This is a genomic window from Bifidobacterium sp. ESL0820, assembly GCF_052606235.1.
The window spans coordinates 494,707-510,802 of the sequence record NZ_CP199594.1 but is presented as its reverse complement, the minus strand read 5'-3'; the positions used below and the strand labels follow the sequence as shown (position 1 = coordinate 510,802).

The window sequence follows — 16,096 nt, the reverse complement described above, 5'->3', positions numbered from 1 at the left end:
AGACCCATGGCCAAGGCTGAGGCCAAAGCCTGACCATACTATCGCCGGGGCCGAATAATTCGAACAGGTGTTCGATGACGGCTTAGATGGCCGGGGCGGGCGGATCCAGGGGCGGACGGCCGCAGCCGTTGAGGAAGCAGTCGTGCTGATGGTCGTTGATCATGCCGGCCGCCTGAAGAAATGAATGGACCGTCACCGGCCCCAGGAAGCGCAGGCCCAGGTCGCGCATGTCCTTGCAGACGATGGCCGACAGGTGGTCGTAGCGCGGTATGGACGGATCGTCCGGGTAGTCGTGGTTGATGGTCAGCCCGCCGGTGAAGGACCAGCAGTAGCGGTCGAATGCCTCCCCGGGAAATCGGCGGGCAATCAGGGCGGCATTGGCGACCGTGGCTTCGATTTTCCGCCGATTGCGGATGATGGCCGGGTCAGCCATGAGAGAGTTGATTCGGTCGTCATCGAAGGCCGCGACCGCTTGAATATCGAAGTTGTCGAAATCCTTGAAGAGAGCCTGGCGGCGATGCAGGACCAGCTGCCAGCTGAGCCCGCACTGGAATATCTCCAGGGAGAGCATGGCGAAGAGCCTCTGGGAGCCGTGCAGGGGGCGGCCCCACTCATGGTCGTGGTAGCTGCGCATGAGCGGATCATCCACCCGAGCCCAGTCGCATCGATATACAGGTTCGGCCACTTCACGCTCCCCTCTGCAGTATTTGGCTTCAGGATTTGGCTTCAGGCTAGCACCCGCGGTCACCCAGACCGGGTGGTCAATACCACTGAGCCAGGCGTGCCGCTTTAAAGTTGAAGCAGAGGCCGGTCGGCCCATGCCCGGGGTCATCCCCATGGCGGCAGTACGGTTGCGGCCGGCAAGGAGAGGAAGCATGTGCCATGACTGACAAGGACAATCCGCGCAGACTCTGGACCGACGATGAGGACCCGGTCGAGAGGGCCAAGCGCACCTCCCCTGCCATGCAGGGCAACCAATCAACCTCGGGCTCGTCATCGGCAGCCCGGAGTTCGAGGAATGAGAGTTCAGCATCTTCCGGTGCGTCGACTTCAAATTCTTCGGCTTCAAATTCGTCTAGTTCAGGTTCATCGTCTTCAAGTGCCTCAGCCAAGCAGTCTGGTGATTCGACGCAGAAGGCCTCGACTGAAAAAACCAGCGCAGATGAGACCCCCAGTAGAGGCGAGAAACGCTCTGATAACAGCAGCACTAAGGCAGCACAGGAATCAAATCAAGCACAGCACCAAGCAAAGGAACAGCAGAACAAGAAGGGTCAGCCCGAGAAGGAGCAGGAACACTCCAAGGGTCACGGCTGGAAGCTCTTCGAAGATATCCTGCTCTGGGTGGCCTGGGTGGCCATGGTGGGCTTCAACGGCTACGCGGAGGTCTACCACTTCCATGGCACGACCGTGGGCGGCCTGGCCCGCAAGGTCGATCTGTGGATCATGCCCGCCGGCTACGTCTTCGCCATCTGGGGGGTCATCTACATTGCCCTGGCCATCTGGCTCTTCCGCTTCTGCCTGGCCGGTCCCAGCCGCAAACGCCTGGGTTTCCTGCCCTTCACGCTGAGCGGGCTGCTCTTCGTGGCCACCTGCTGCCTGAACATCGCCTGGCTGGCCCTGTGGCACATGGAGCGCAACTTCTGGGCTCTGGTCATCATCCTCATTCTGACCGTACTGACCTGGATGCTCTACGCCCTGGTGCGCCGGGACGCCACCAAGGCCGGAACCCCCACTGCAGCCAAGGCCCTGGACTGGATTCCCCTGTCGATATACGCCAGCTGGCTGAGCGTGGCCACCCTGGTCAACGCCGGATACATGGTGGTCGCCGGGCACAAGGTCGGCAGCGCGGTTCAGGGATTCGCCACCATCATCGTGGTCGGCGCCCTCCTGGCCTTCGCCTACCTGATGAACAGACATGGCAAGGACTGGGTCTTCGGCCTGGTGGTCATCTGGGCCTGCCTGGGCATCGGCATCAGGATCTTCTCCTTCGCGGCCGCCATGGGCGTGCTGGTCATCGCCCTGACCGCCGTGGGCGCCTTCCTGGTCTACTTCCCCTGGGACAAGTTCAGGCTGGTCCGTCGCTGATCCATCCATGATCCATCCATTGCCCCGTCAGCCGAGACGCACTGGCGGGGCTTGCTTCTTGCTACCATGATTCCTTGCAAGATTTGAATCCATAAGGAAAGCGGGGTCGGAGGCGGCATGGCTATTGAGGCGCAGGGACTTGAGATCCGGATAGGTGCCCGACTACTCCTGCAAGCCACCGACTTCCACGTGACCAAGGGCGACCGGATCGGCCTGGTGGGCCGCAATGGCGCCGGCAAGACCACACTGACCCGGGTCATCACCGGCGACATGCTCCCCTCGGCCGGCAAGGTGCGGGTGACCGGACAGCTGGGGTACCTGCCCCAGTCCACCCATGCGGGCGACTCCGAGCAGAGCGCCCTGGATCGGGTCATGAGCGCCAGGGACATCGCATCCATCATCCAACGGATGCGCAAGGCCGAGACCGATATGACCAGTCCCGACCCCAAGGTCATGGAAAAGGCCATGAAGCGCTACGACAAGGCCCAGCAGGACTTCGAGAACGCTGGCGGCTATGCGGCCCAGTCGCAGGCCATCGTCATGGGCGAGAGCCTGGGGCTGAGCCAGGAGACCCTGCAGCAGGCACTGGGCACCCTCTCCGGCGGTCAGCGCCGACGGGTCGAGCTGGCCAGGATCCTCTTCTCCGACGCCGACACACTGATTCTGGACGAGCCCACCAACCACCTGGATGCCGACTCCATCGAATGGCTCAAGGGCTACCTGCGCCGGTTCGAGGGCGGCTTCCTGATCATCTCCCACTCCACCGAGCTGTTGGATGAGACCGTCAACCGCATCTGGCACCTGGATGCCCAGCGTTCCTGCATCGACATGTACACCATGGGATGGAAGGCCTACCTGCGCCAGCGGGTGGTGGACGAGGAGCGCCGCCGCCGCGAACGGGAGGTGGCCGAGAAGAAGGCCGACCGGTTGATGCGGCAGGGCATACGCCTGCATGCCAAGGCCACCAAGGCCGTGGCCGCCCAGAACATGATGCGCCGCGCCCAGCGCCTGCTGGCCGACACCCAGGAGGCGGAAAAGGCCGAGAAGGTGGCCGACCTGCGCTTCCCGGATCCTGCTCCCTGCGGCCGCACGCCCATCATGGCCGTGGACCTGTCCAAGGCATACGGCTCCAACATCGTCTTCGCCGGCATCAACCTGGCCATCGACAAGGGCTCCCGGGTGGTCATCCTGGGGTACAACGGCGCTGGCAAGACCACCACCCTGCGCCTTCTGGCCGGCATCGAACAGCCCGACACGGGCAAGGTGACCCTGGGGCATGGGGCCAAGATCGGCTACTTCGCCCAAGAGCACGACACCCTGGATAACGATGTCACCGTTTTGGAGAACCTGCAGCATGTGGCCCCTGACCTGGACAACACCCAGGCGAGGACCATCCTGGGCTCCTTCCTCTTCTCAGGGGACGACGCCATGAAGCCCACCAAGGTGCTTTCGGGCGGCGAGAAGACCCGCCTGGCCTTGGCCACCCTGGTGACTAGCCGGGCCAACGTCCTTCTGCTGGACGAGCCCACCAACAACCTGGACCCCGCTTCACGTGACGAGATTCTCAAGGCCATCGCCAAGTACGAGGGGGCCATCGTGCTGGTCACCCACGACGAGGGGGCCGTCAAGGCGCTCAACCCTGAACGGGTGCTGCTCATGCCCGACGGTGATGAGGACCTCTGGAGCGACGACTACCTGGATCTGGTGGCCGAAGAGTAGGCAGCCGCAATAGCGAGCGGGTCAGTCGTCCCCTCCTAGGACCTCCACGCCCTTGACCCCTGGGGTCTGGCCAATGGATTCCACCAGCTCGGTCACATCCCCCTTGCCCAGCAGGTTGACGGTGACATCGGCGCCCTTCCAGGCATCCCTGTGCAGCTCGTGGATGGTCAGCACCCGGGATTCGAAGCCCATGCGGGTGGCCAGGAGCAGGGATTCGCGCAGACAGCCGTGGCCATCCTGATATACGATGCGCAGGACTGTGTTCTGACGGTTGCGCAGGAACCACTTGAGGATGGGCGCGATGACCAGGACGGCCAGAAAGTAGAAGACGACCGCCAGGATGGCGATGGCGAAGAGCTGGACCCCGCAGGCCATGCCCACGGCGGCGGCCACCCAGATGGCGCTGGCTGTGGTCAAGCCCTTGACCGAGTCGTGGTTGAAGAAGATGACCCCGGCCCCGATGAAGCCGATGCCCGAGGCCACGCCGGCCGCGATTCGCGAGGCATCCCAGGAGTAGTTGCCCACAGCGGCCTGGATACCGTAAAGGGAGACCATGGTGAACAGGCAGCTGCCCAGGCCCACCAGAATATGGGTGCGGATGCCAGCGTCGTGTTTGAGGAACTCGCGCTCGAAGCCGATCAGGCCACAGAGCACCACCGTCAGGACCACCGCCATAATCTGCCCTTGATTCGGCATTGCGAATCCCTGCATGGATTTCCTTCCTGCCCTCGTAAATAGGCAGACCTTATAACGCTTGCAGGACAAGGCCATCGGATAGAGTGGAGCCAGCACGTGGCCGGCCGTGCCGCCGCCGCACGTGGACCTTTTGAATGAGGGGTGTGATGCCATGAAGCCGTCACCAGATGAACGCCGCGAAGCCCGCCGGACTCTGGCCACCAGCGCCTATACCGCCGACATGATCCGATCCTTGGAGCAGCCGTTTTTGGATGACGGGGTGCCCCTGATGCGTATCGCCGCCGGATCCTTGGCCTCCGTGGCCGACGTCATGCTGACCCAGGCCGGGCTGGAGCCGGCAGGAGCCAGGGTCGTCCTGCTGGCAGGGGCCGGCAACAATGGCGGCGACGGTCTCTATGCCTCGGCCGATCTGGCCAGACACGGAGCCGACGTGACGGTGGTGGCGACCGGGCGGAGCCTGCACCAGGGCGGATTGGATGCCCTCCTGCGCGCCGGCGGAGTGGTCACGGCCCTGGATCCCCAGGCAGCCATCCCCGGCTGCGAGGCACCGGCCGGCCCGGACCAGGCCTCCGAAGAACTGGACCAGGCCCTGGAGCTGTGCCGACAGGCGGATCTGATCATCGATGCCATGACGGGCATCGGCCTCAAGGGGGCGCTGCGCGGCATCCCCGCCGCTCTGGCCGCGGAACTGGGCATGGAGGGCGGCCTGCCCGATAGGCCAGCCTGGCACGACCCCGCCGGTCAAGACGGGCCCCTGGTGCTGGCCGTGGATACTCCCTCCGGCGTGGACATTGATGAAGGCACCCTGCCCGGGGCCTACATACCGGCGGATGTGACCGTGACCATGGGAGCCATGAAGCCCTGCCTGATGCTGCCTCCGGCCGCCTACGCCTGCGGAAGAGTCGTCCTGGTGGACTTCGGCTTCGACACCTCGGCCCTGGTCCCCAGCGTCTCCTGCATGAACGCCGAGGACTGCGCCGGACTTCTGCGGGCACCCCGGGTGGATGACACCAAGTACACCAGAGGCGTGGTCGGCCTGGTCACGGGATCCGCCCTTTACCATGGCGCGGGGCTGCTCTCCAGCAGGGCGGCGGCCAGCGGCAATGTGGGCATGATCCGTTATTGCGGCCCCGAGCAGGTGGGCGATCTGATCCTGCAGGAGCTGCCCGAGACTGTCCTAGGCCGCGGAAGGGTCGAGTCCTGGGTGCTGGGTTCGGGTGTGCCCACCCGGCGGGCCCAGGAGGCCGCTGGACCTGAAGGCCAGGACGATCAGCGGGATCTGATTGCCGACATACTCAGCCGGCAGGCCGCCGATCTGGACGAGGACGAGGCAGCGGCCGATCCGCCGGTGGTCGCCGATGCCGGAGCCCTGGACCTGCTGCCGGACCGGCTGGGGCCACGCACCGTCCTGACCCCGCATGCGGGCGAGATGGCCGCCCTGCTCAACTCGCATGGCGAGAACGTGGACGGCGACCAGGTCATGGCCGAACCCCTGCACTGGGCTGTCCGCGCCTGCCAGCTGACCGGGGCCACCATTCTGCTCAAGGGCGCCATCACACTGGTTGTCGGCGAGGACGGCACCGACCGCCCCCGGGTCATGACCACCGGCTTCGGGCCGGCCTGGCTGTCCACGGCCGGATCAGGGGACGTGCTCTCCGGCACCATCGGAGCGCTGCTGGCCCAGAACGCCGGACCGATCCAGGATGATGCCACCCTGATGGCGGATCTGACGGCGGCTGCGGCCTTCCTGCATGGACTGGCCGGTTCTTTGGCCAGCGGCGGCAGACAGACCGGCTGGGAGCAGCCGCTGATCTTCGACCCCCGCAAGCCCCAGGATTTCGCCGATCTGGTAGCCCAGGACAGCCAGCGGGATGGTCACGGGACTGTTGCAGGACCCATGGGACAACCGATTCGCGCCGGGCAGGTGGCCGATGCCCTGCCCAAGGCCATAGGGCTGGTCATGTCAAGAGCCGAGGGAACTGCCGACCAGAACGACCGATCCGCCCAGGATGGGGACGATGCCTCTCAGTTCTTCGAGAATAGCTCGCTTTGGTTCTAAACACGTCCTTAGAAAAGGAGTCTATTCGATGACCGCGCAGCTCATCGTCATGCGTCATGGGGAAAGCGTCTGGACTCAGAAGTCGGTCAACCGTTTCGCCGGTTGGGTGGACGTGCCCCTGACGGAACGCGGACTGGACCAGGCCCGCCATGCCGGACAGCTGCTCAAGGAGTCAGGCCTGATGCCCGACCTGGTCTTCACCTCCCTGCTGACCCGCAGCATCGTCACCGCCAATACGGTGCTGGATCTGGTTGATCGGGCCTGGATTCCGGTGGAGCGCACCTGGAGGCTGAACGAGCGCCACTATGGCGCCTTCCAGGGGCAGACGCGACCGGCCATGCTGGAACGCTACGGCCAGCAGCAATTCGACATCTACCGGCGTTCCTACGATGTTCGGCCGCCTGCCATCGCAACCGATTCGCCATACTTTCAGGGAGGGGATCCGCGCTATGCCCCGGCCATGCGCGACGGGCTGGACAGCCGGAATCCGGCCGAAATCCGAGCCGAGTGCCTCAAGGACCTGCTGCTTCGCCTGCAACCCTACTGGCGCAGCCGGATAGCCCCGAACCTGGCCCAGGGCCGGACTGTCCTCGTCGTCACACACGGGTCCGTGGTCCGAAGCCTGATCAAGGTCCTTGAAGGCGTAGACGACAAGGACATCAGATCCATCAACGTGCCCACTGGCGTGCCCATGGTCTACAGCTTCGTGAACGGCGAAGACGGCAACCCCCAGGTCCAGGGTCCTGGTCGCTATCTGGATCAGGAGGCCGCGAACCAGGGTATGGCTGAAACCGCGGCCCTGGGCCGATAGGGCCTTGGGTATAGATTGGCTTATATGACACTGCTCCAACTGCGCTACATCGTCAAGATCGTCGAATGCGGCTCGATGAACGAGGCCTCGCACGAGCTCTACATCTCCCAGCCGGCACTGAGCTCATCGGTCAAGGAGCTGGAGAACGAGCTGGGCATCGAAATCTTCACCCGCCACTCCCAGGGGATCGCTCTGACCGTGGACGGGGCGGAATTCCTGACCTACGCCCGACAGATTCTGGACCAGACCGACCTGCTGGAGGCCCGCTATAAGCAGGTCAGGCCCCGCAAGCAGCTCTGCCGGGTCTCCACCCAGCACTACATGTTCGCCGTGGAAGCCTTCGTGGAGATGATCAACTCCATCGATTCCGACGAGTACGAATTCACCATACGGGAGACGCGCACCAGGGACATCATCGACCAGGTGGCCACCCTCCAGTCCGAAATCGGCATCATCTACGAGTCCGACTTCAACAAACGGGTGCTGTCCAAGATGCTCCGGGAGAAGCACCTGGACTTCCACCCCCTCTTCCGGGCGGACCTGCATGTCTTCATCGCACGAACCAACCCCCTGGCCGATCGGGCCATGGTGACCATGAAGGACCTGGAGCCCTACCCCTTCCTGCAGTACGAGCAGGGCGAAGAGGGTTCCTTCTACTTCGCCGAGGAGGCGGTCTGGCCCGATTACTCCCCCAAGCAGATCACCGTGAGTGACCGGGCTACCATGCTCAACTTCATCGTCGGGCTCAACGCCTACACGGTCTGCACCGGCATCGACAACGAGGACCTCAACAACGAGAAGATCGTCAGCGTCCCCCTGGAGTCGGACGAATCCATGCTGGTGGGCTGGATCGTCAACAGCCGGACCAAGCTGTCCCATGCCGCCGAACTCTACTTGGACAAGCTGCGCCAGGTGGTGTCCAACCACGGATACTCGCTGATCGAACAGGAGTCGGGCGAGTAGCAGCAAAGCAGGCATAGAGGCAACAGCTGAATTCAGAGCGGCGATAGTTGAATTTCGTCGCTGGTCAGCAGCTGTTTGTCGTTGCTGCTTATTCGGGTTTCAGCGCTTTTCCTTGGGCTCCGATGGAGGGCATCTTCCCCTGATGGCCCACATCCTGCGATTTGAGCCCCAGGGCCTTGAGCAGGGCTCGATCCAGATGTTCCAATCCGCCTTGGCTCTTGGCCGCTGCGGTCAGATCCCAGGCCCTACCGTTGATCATGATGGTGGGGGTCGAGAACTCCCCTTTGGCGTCCTTGGCGTCCTTGCGGGTGATGGCATAGGCATTGACCTTGTCCACCCATGGCCTGTAGGTGCCCTGGGCGAAACGGTCTGCCAAAGCCCTGGGCACGCCCACGCCCACGGCCTTGTCGGCCAGACGTGCATCGGAGACCGCCTGATAGGAGCTTTCATTGGGTTGGAAGTCTGCTGCAAAGACGGCGGCAGCGAAGGCCGGCAGATGATCCGGATCCTCCTGGGCCACCATGGCCAGGGCGTTGTCCACGCGGCTGGAGTACTGGTCACTGGAGGCCGAATCCAGGAAGTTCAAAAAGTTGTAGGTGACGTTGATCTGACCGGCGCTGATCATGCGCTGCAGCTGGGGATCGATGACCCGGCCCACCTTGCCGCACCAGGGGCACATGGGGTCCATGAAGATCTCAAGGGTCGGTGCATCGGCAACCTTCTTCTTGTTGCCGACCCCCTTGGATGAAACGGTCAGCCCTCCCTGGTCGTCGGCCACCGATGGCTTGACGGTGACCTCTTGCAGGGCCCTGTAGGCCTTGGCATCCCCGCTGGGACCCTGGCTGACTTGCGCGGTCGATGCTCCTGATGAGGGCTTTTGGGCTGACTGGTTGCCTGTTGAATGATCAGCCCACAGCATGTATATGCCTGCCGCAAGCACCAGCACAAGAGCCACCGCCACCAGTATCAACGGAACCCTCCGCGAGCTCTGTACAGGTGCACTTTCTTCAGAGCCGCTCTCCTGAGGCTGACCTGTCTCTACGGGTTTCTCCTCAGTGGCAATTCGCCCTTCAGCAGGTTCTGCAATATCCGCAGGTTTTGCTGCATCAGCTGAAGTGGCCGAAACGGTAGGCTTGGTCGCATTCACCGCATCGGCCGTAGTCCGGTCCGGTTCCTCATGACCGTTCTGCTCCAGAGGTTTTGTCATGATCCATGGCCTTCCTTGCGATGATGATCCGTCGGCCTGCCCGCCGGACTTTTACCAATCTACACGAGGGTCGGCCGACAGTATGACCGTCCGGAGAATGTGCGCCGATATGAGCAGGTCATTTGCTCAGGCCCCGTAGCGCTCCAGATAGTCCCTGGCGGCATCGGCCGTGCGCTGATCCAGAATGGGCGACCCGTCCGGGCCTTTCATGTAGGCGGCCGCGTCGAAGATCTGGCGGACGTTGACGATGCTGATGACCGGGAAGTGGAATTCGTCCATGATGGACTCGACAGCCGAGCCCTGGCCCTGTCCGGTGCGCTCCATCCGGTCCACGGAGAGCACCAGGCCGACGATGGTCACCTTGGCCTGGGACATGATCTTGGGCACTACCTGGCGGACCGCGGTCCCGGCGGTCATGACGTCATCCACCAGCAGCACCCTCATGCCATCCCTTAACTGGGTGCCGACCATGAGCCCTCCGTCGCCATGGTCCTTGACCTCCTTGCGGTCAAAGGTGTAGCCGACCGGCATGCCGTGCGCCCCGCTCAGTGCGATGGCGGTGGAGACGGCCAGGGGGATCCCCTTGTAGGCCGGACCGAATACCGTATCGATGTCGGCCGGCAGGGTCCCCTGCTGCACAGCCTGCACGATGGTCCGGGCGTAGAACTCTCCCAGCAGGGCGATCAGCCGTCCGTCGTTGAAGGCCCCGGCGTTGATGAAGTAGGGCGAGCGCCGCCCCGACTTCAGGGTGAAGTCACCGAACTTGAGCGCTCCGCTCTGCAGCAGGAAGCTGGTGAAGCCCTCCTGGATGCGGCGGGTCTGCTCCTGGTCATCCCCGTCATGTTCGGCCCTGTTTTCTGCTGCGGATGCGCTCATCGCCAGCACTCCCCTTTCTTGAGCAAATCGGCCAGCTTGGGCCGCTCGTCCAACAGATCGTCCAGCTCCCGGGCCACCCTCATGGGGGCCACAGGATCCACCAGGGCCGCAGCCCCAACCTCCACGGCGTTGGCTCCGGCATAGAGGAATTCCAAGGCCGTGCGTCCCGAGTCGATGCCCCCGATGCCGATGATGGGAACCTCGGGCAGTGCCTGGCGCACCCGCCAGACGAAGGACAGAGCTATGGGCAGGATGCAGGGGCCGGAGACGCCGCCGGTGCCCTGGGCCAGGATGGGCCTGCCTGTGTTGATGTCGATGCGCATGCCCACCAGGGTGTTGATCAGGCTGAGGGCATCCGCTCCCCCATCGACGGCCGCCTTGGCCACCTCCACGATATCGGTGACGTTGGGGGTCAGCTTGACCACCATGGGTTTGTCGGTCAGACCCCGCAGCCTGGTGATCAGCCGGTTCAGGGCCTTGGCGTCGGTGCCTACGGACATTCCCCCGTGTGAGACGTTGGGGCAGGAGACGTTGATCTCCAGCATGTCAGCCGGGGAGTCGGCCAGCCGTTCCACGACTGTGGCATAGTCCTCGTCGCTGTGGCCGGCCACATTGGTGACCACGTTGGCTCCCAGGGCCTTGAGCCTGGGCAGCTCGTCCACCAGGTAATGGTCCACGCCCGGGTTCTGCAGGCCCACGGAGTTGACCACGCCGGCGGGGCTCTCGGCTGTCCTGGGCGTGGGGTTGCCTTCCCAGGGCACCGGCGAAACCCCCTTGGTGGAGATGGCGCCCATTTGGGAGACGTCGTAATAGTCGCCGCATGCATCCAGGTTGAAGGTGCCCGAGGCCGTGCCCACCGGATTCTTCCAGGGCGTGCCGGCCACAACAGTGCCATGCCGCCAGGCGTGCGGCTCCAGAGGGTCCATGATCGTCAGCCCGCTCATCGTGCCTCCTTCTTGTCCTCGCCTGCATCCCAGATCAGACGGTCGGCGGCAAAGACCGGGCCGTCCTTGCAGACCTTGAGCCTGCCGTCCACGGTGTCGACCACGCAGGCCACGCAGGTGCCATAGCCGCAACCCATCCGGGACTCCATGCAGCACTGGGCAGGGAGGCCGGCCTTACTGGCCCAGGCGGCCACGGCCCGCATCATGGGCAGGGGTCCGCAGGTCAGAATGATGGTCCGCCCGGGATCGATGTCGCCGCGAACCCGTTCCAAGAGGGTTATCACATCCCCGGAGGCATTGTCGATGGACTCCAATCGATCGGTCAGCGGGCCCATGATGGCATCGGCGAACCGATGGTCACGGTAGCCCAGCAGGGCGGTGGTGCGCACACCGGACCGGCCTTGAAGGCACTGGGCTGCGCGGATCAACGGGGGGACGCCCAGGCCGCCGCCCACCAGCAGATAGTCAGCCGGCTTCCCCAGGTCGAAGCCATGGCCCAGGGGCCCCAGCAGGTCCACAGCCATGCCTGGCTGCAGGCGGGAGAACTCATAGGTCCCCTGGCCCACGACAGCGAAGATGATTTCGATCTGCTCGCCCTCCAGGACCCGGCTGATGCCGAAGGGCCTGGGCATCATGGTCATGCGGTCGGCCGAGTAGAGGTTGATGAAGGCTCCTGCCGGAGCGTGGGCTGCCAGGTAGGGGTCGCGGATGGTCATCCGCCAGACCTGCCGGTCCAAAGGCTCCATGCCGGTGACCTGGGCCGTACGGCGTCCGGGCATCCGACCTGCCTGTTGGGCCTGCTCCTCCACCCGGCTGGTGGATATGAAGAGGTTGGGTTTCATCGGGCCTCCTTGATCGCCTGATTGAGATCGTCCTTCATAGCCTGCGCGGCTTGGCGGGCATCGCGTGTGACCATGCCCAGGGCCGCCTGAACGCTGAGCTGCGGGCTGTAGTCCGGATCCTTTCGCCAGGCAGCGATGATTCCCCGAGAGGAGTTGACCACAGCGCCGCCGCCGGACCGGTCGAACATGGGCGCCACGTCGGCCGCTGAACCGCCCTGGGCTCCGTAGCCGGGGACCAGGAAGAAGGTGTGGGGCATGGCCTGACGCAGAAGGGCCCCGTCCTCGGGGTGGGTAGCGCCGACCACGGCTCCAAGCCGGGAATAGCCCGATTCGCCTATGGAGGGCCGCCCCCAGGATTCGACCAATTCGCCCAGGCGCTGATAGATGGTGCCGCCGCCTGAGTCCGTGTCCAGGCCCAGCTCCTGGATCTGACTTCCCGAGGGATTAGAGGTGCGCACCAGGGCGAAGAGGTCGCCCTGGATGTGCTCGGCCGCCTGCAGGAAGGGTTCCACCCCGTCGGAGCCCAGGTAGACGTTGATGGTCAGGGCATCCTCATACCAGGGGAACCTCCCGCCTGCCCGGGCCGGGCCATCCACAGCCTGCTCCGGGGCGAAGGGCAGGGGAAGCCCATCCAGGTGGGCGGCGTAGGCCTCGGCCGTGGAGCCGATGTCCCCGCGCTTGACGTCCCCGATGACATAGAGTCCCCGGTCGGCTGCGGCCCGGCAGGTACCGGTGTAGGCTCTGATGCCCCAGGGCCCCAGGGCCTCGTACATGGCGATCTGGGGTTTGACTGCAGGCACCAGGTCGGCCACGCCCTCCAGGATGGCCAGGTTGAAGCGCAGATAGGCCCGCGCCAGGTGGTCCGCCCAGACGGCCTGAGCCTGCTCGCCCTGGGCCTGCTGCGGGTCCTTGGGGTCCAGGCCCATCCGGGCCATGCTCCCGGCGGCGCGCTGCCTGGCCTGCTCGATCAGCTGGCTGGGCAGCAGTTCCGGTCGCGGATCCAGGCCGACCACGGTCGGATTCTGCTTGTCCTGGATGAGCGCGGTCAGTCGGTCCATGCTCAGTTCCTTTCCCTGGTGATGACACGGCTTGCAGGCAGGCGGGAGAAGACCAGACGCCCCTCCTTGATGGTGGCCATGACCCGTCCGGTCAGCTCCGCCCCGGCAAAGGGGGTGTTCCTGGCCTTGGAGTGGAAGCGGCTGGGATCAACCTTCCACTTGGCCTCGGGATCCAAGATGACCAGGTCGACGGGTGGCTGGTCGGCCTCGCTGTGCTGATCGACTTCCAACAGAAGGTGACCGGTGTCGGCTTGATTGACCTTATTGGCCTTGCGCGAGGACAGGTCTTCGGGCAGGAGTCGCCGCATGCCCATGAGCTCGGCCGGGGCCAGGGACATGAGCTCTATCAGGCGGTCATGGCCGATGAGCCCGCTTGTGACCAGGACCTGGTTGCAGACCGCGTAGGCAGTCTCCAGGCCGATGATGCCGTTGGGGGCGTCCTTGAGCCCCAGCGCCTTCTCGGCAGCGGTGTGGGGGGCGTGATCGGTGGCAATCATGTCGACAGTGCCGTCGGCCACGGCCTCAAGCGCAGCCTGCTGGTCAGCGCGGGAGCGCAGCGGAGGGTTCATCTTGGCCATGCTGCCGCAACGCAGCAGGTCCTCGTCGCAGAGGGCCAGATAGTGGGGCGCGGTCTCGCAGGTAATCGGCAGCCCATGGGCCTTGGCCCTTCGGACGGCTTCAAATCCCCCGGCAGTGCTGACATGCTGCAGATGCACCCTGGTGCCTGTGCGCTCCGCCAAGGCGATGTCGCGATGGATGATGGCGGTCTCGGTCGAGGTGGGAATCCCCTCCAGCCCCAGTTGACGGCTGACAGCGCCAAGATTGACCTGACCGTGCTCGTGATGTTCGCAGTGGTCCAGGATGGGCAGGTCGAATTCCCGGGCGTTGGCGGCCACAGCCTCCAGGGTCTGATCGGTGACGGCCGAGCCGTCGTCACTGATGGCGACTACGGGATGGTCCCAGCCGTGGCCGGGCAGGTGCCCCGACCAGTCGTCTGGGTTTGAGGCCTGACGGCCTGCCCGGTCCATGGTGGCCGCCACACAGAGGGCGTAGTCCACCGGCAGGCGCAGCCCATGGTCCCGCTCATAGGATTCGAGGTAGTCGATGACCGTGCGCCCGTCGGCCATCCTGGCGTGTCCATCCATGGCAGGCTGGGTGTTGGGCATGAGCAGTATCAGCCCGTAGCCTCCGGCCGCTGCGGCAGCTGTGCCGGTGACCATGTCCTCCTTGTCGGTCTGCCCAGGGTCGCGCAGGTGGACATGGGGATCGACCAGGGCCGGAGCCAGCACCAGCCCCGAGGCGTCTATCTGCTCCACCTCTGCCGACACGGCGCCGGTCTCGTCGATCAGCGCGCTGTCAGCGGCCTGGGGAAGCACCAGATCGATCGCCCTGCCGCTGCGCCAATCGGTCAACCCCAGCAACCGCATGTCAGTCTTCAGCCTTCTCGTCGCAGTAGTCGCAGCGGTAGACCCCGGCAGCGTCCAGGTGGAAGCGCTGGTCCACGCCGGTCTCCACCGTGGTGACGCAACGGGGGTTGACGCAGGTGATGACGTTGACCAGATGGTTGGGGCGGTCAGGCTGATGCTTGCTGACGATCCTGCCCTCCCGGACCACGTCTACGGTGGCCTCAGGGGCGATGAACCCCAGAGCGGTCAGGTCCAGATCCCCGGTCTGCTCGATCTTGATGATGTCCTTGGACCCGTACTTGCGGCTGTCCGTGTTCATGATCAGGGCCAGCCGGGTCTGCGACGGATCCACGCGCAGATAGTGCAAGACCTTCAGGGCTGTGCCCGCACGAACGTGGTCGATAATGATGCCCTCAACAATGCTGGTGACCTTCATGCGGCCACCTCCTTCTGCTTGCGGTAACCAGGCAGTTCGTCGCCCAGCAGGGCGCTCTCCAGGGCCATTCTGACCAGCATGCCGTTGCGGACCTGCTGGAAGTAGGCCGCCCGCGGATCATCGTCCACCTCCACGGCGATCTCGTTGACCCTGGGCAGCGGGTGGAGGATAGCCATGTCGGGGCGCGCGGCCCGAAGCTTGTCGGCATTGAGAATGTAAGTGTCGCGCAGACGCAGGTAGTCGTCCTCGTTGAAGAAGCGCTCCTGCTGGACACGGGTCATGTAGAGCACGTCCAGGTCGCCGATGACCCCATTCAGATCCCCGGTCTCACGGTAGGTGCAGTCGGCCGAGGAGCGAATCCTCTCCAGGACGTATTCGGGGGTGCGCAGCTCGTCGGGGCTGATCAGGACGAAGTCCACGTGGCCCAGGCGGCAGAGGGTGGTGATCAGGGAGTGGACGGTGCGGCCGAAGGTCAGGTCCCCGCACAGGCCGATGGTCAGGTGGTTCAGCCGGCCCTTGCGGGCGCGGATGGTGGCCAGGTCGGTCAGGGTCTGGGTCGGGTGCATGTGTCCGCCGTCGCCGGCGTTGATGACCGGGACCGTGGCTGCCTGGGAGGCCACCAGGGCGGCACCCTCCTTGGGATGGCGGATGGCCACGATGTCGGCGTAGTTGGAGACCGTCTTCAGAGTGTCGCTGATGGACTCCCCCTTGGAGACGCTTGCCAGCTGGGCGCCGGCGAATCCGATGACCTGGCCGCCCAGACGGAGCATGGCCGTCTCGAAGCTGAGCCGGGTGCGGGTGCTGGGTTCGTAGAAGAGCGTGGCCAGGACCCGGCCGTCGCAGGTATGGGCCACCTGGCGGCGATGGGTGTCGATGTAGGCCGCCCGATCCAGCAGGTCCAGGATCTGGGTCATGGGAATGTCGTCGAGAGTTACCACACTTCGCCCACGAAGCGGAACGACGGCGGAAGAGGTGTTGGATGCGTGATCAACTT

General features: G+C 64.6%; 15 protein-coding genes. 5 read left to right on the top strand and 10 right to left on the bottom strand.

The features are described 5' to 3' along the window. Window positions 1-82: 82 nt before the first annotated feature. The gene (locus tag ACUIAH_RS02140) at window positions 83-685 is read right to left on the bottom strand and encodes a DNA-3-methyladenine glycosylase I (protein ID WP_445341260.1); all 603 of its coding nucleotides are present in this window, start codon (window positions 683-685) and stop codon (window positions 83-85) included. A 197-nt stretch (window positions 686-882) separates the two neighbouring features. Between ACUIAH_RS02140 and ACUIAH_RS02135 the strand changes: the two genes are divergently transcribed. Continuing rightward, entirely contained in the window at window positions 883-2,085 is a 1,203-nt protein-coding gene (locus tag ACUIAH_RS02135) for a TspO/MBR family protein (RefSeq protein ID WP_445341259.1), read from the top strand. A 117-nt stretch (window positions 2,086-2,202) separates the two neighbouring features. Then, a complete protein-coding gene (locus ACUIAH_RS02130) occupies window positions 2,203-3,804 on the top strand; it encodes an ABC-F family ATP-binding cassette domain-containing protein (protein WP_445341258.1) in 1,602 nt (533 codons plus the stop codon). A gap of 21 nt (window positions 3,805-3,825) precedes the next feature. On the opposite strand, the gene ACUIAH_RS02125 is transcribed toward ACUIAH_RS02130, so the two are convergent. Next, window positions 3,826-4,515 (bottom strand): MgtC/SapB family protein, encoded by a 690-nt coding sequence (locus ACUIAH_RS02125; protein WP_024628070.1) that lies wholly within the window; start codon window positions 4,513-4,515, stop codon window positions 3,826-3,828. A 136-nt stretch (window positions 4,516-4,651) separates the two neighbouring features. Here ACUIAH_RS02125 and ACUIAH_RS02120 point away from each other — a divergent pair, with 136 nt between their 5' ends. Genes ACUIAH_RS02120 through ACUIAH_RS02110 form a run of 3 tightly spaced genes read left to right on the top strand, consistent with a single transcriptional unit; the run spans window position 4,652 to window position 8,333 of the window. After that, complete coding sequence (locus tag ACUIAH_RS02120) at window positions 4,652-6,559, top strand: bifunctional ADP-dependent NAD(P)H-hydrate dehydratase/NAD(P)H-hydrate epimerase (RefSeq protein ID WP_445341257.1); 1,908 nt, start codon at window positions 4,652-4,654, stop codon at window positions 6,557-6,559. A gap of 28 nt (window positions 6,560-6,587) precedes the next feature. Continuing rightward, complete coding sequence (locus ACUIAH_RS02115) at window positions 6,588-7,370, top strand: 2,3-bisphosphoglycerate-dependent phosphoglycerate mutase (RefSeq protein ID WP_445341256.1); 783 nt, start codon at window positions 6,588-6,590, stop codon at window positions 7,368-7,370. A 24-nt stretch (window positions 7,371-7,394) separates the two neighbouring features. Continuing rightward, window positions 7,395-8,333 (top strand): LysR family transcriptional regulator, encoded by a 939-nt coding sequence (locus ACUIAH_RS02110; protein WP_445341255.1) that lies wholly within the window; start codon window positions 7,395-7,397, stop codon window positions 8,331-8,333. An 88-nt stretch (window positions 8,334-8,421) separates the two neighbouring features. On the opposite strand, the gene ACUIAH_RS02105 is transcribed toward ACUIAH_RS02110, so the two are convergent. From ACUIAH_RS02105 to pyrB, 8 genes are all read right to left on the bottom strand, one after another. After that, window positions 8,422-9,540, bottom strand: coding sequence for a DsbA family protein (locus ACUIAH_RS02105; RefSeq protein ID WP_445341254.1), 1,119 nt, complete (start codon window positions 9,538-9,540; stop codon window positions 8,422-8,424). 126 nt (window positions 9,541-9,666) lie between these two features. Then, window positions 9,667-10,416 (bottom strand): orotate phosphoribosyltransferase, encoded by a 750-nt coding sequence (gene pyrE, locus ACUIAH_RS02100; protein WP_445341253.1) that lies wholly within the window; start codon window positions 10,414-10,416, stop codon window positions 9,667-9,669. Beyond that, on the bottom strand, window positions 10,413-11,360 hold the full coding sequence (locus ACUIAH_RS02095) for a dihydroorotate dehydrogenase (RefSeq protein WP_445341252.1): 948 nt from the start codon (window positions 11,358-11,360) through the stop codon (window positions 10,413-10,415). The genes pyrE and ACUIAH_RS02095 overlap by 4 nt, the downstream gene beginning before the upstream one ends. Then, window positions 11,357-12,202, bottom strand: coding sequence for a dihydroorotate dehydrogenase electron transfer subunit (locus ACUIAH_RS02090; protein WP_445341251.1), 846 nt, complete (start codon window positions 12,200-12,202; stop codon window positions 11,357-11,359). Before ACUIAH_RS02090 ends, ACUIAH_RS02095 begins: the two co-directional genes overlap by 4 nt. Beyond that, the gene (gene pyrF / locus ACUIAH_RS02085; protein WP_445341250.1) at window positions 12,199-13,260 is read right to left on the bottom strand and encodes an orotidine-5'-phosphate decarboxylase; all 1,062 of its coding nucleotides are present in this window, start codon (window positions 13,258-13,260) and stop codon (window positions 12,199-12,201) included. The genes ACUIAH_RS02090 and pyrF overlap by 4 nt, the downstream gene beginning before the upstream one ends. 2 nt (window positions 13,261-13,262) lie before the next feature. Then, entirely contained in the window at window positions 13,263-14,687 is a 1,425-nt protein-coding gene (locus ACUIAH_RS02080; protein WP_445341249.1) for a dihydroorotase, read from the bottom strand. 1 nt (window position 14,688) lies between these two features. After that, window positions 14,689-15,102 (bottom strand): aspartate carbamoyltransferase regulatory subunit, encoded by a 414-nt coding sequence (locus tag ACUIAH_RS02075; protein WP_445341248.1) that lies wholly within the window; start codon window positions 15,100-15,102, stop codon window positions 14,689-14,691. Beyond that, entirely contained in the window at window positions 15,099-16,016 is a 918-nt protein-coding gene (gene pyrB, locus ACUIAH_RS02070) for an aspartate carbamoyltransferase (protein WP_232345849.1), read from the bottom strand. Before pyrB ends, ACUIAH_RS02075 begins: the two co-directional genes overlap by 4 nt. Window positions 16,017-16,096: the final 80 nt, after the last annotated feature.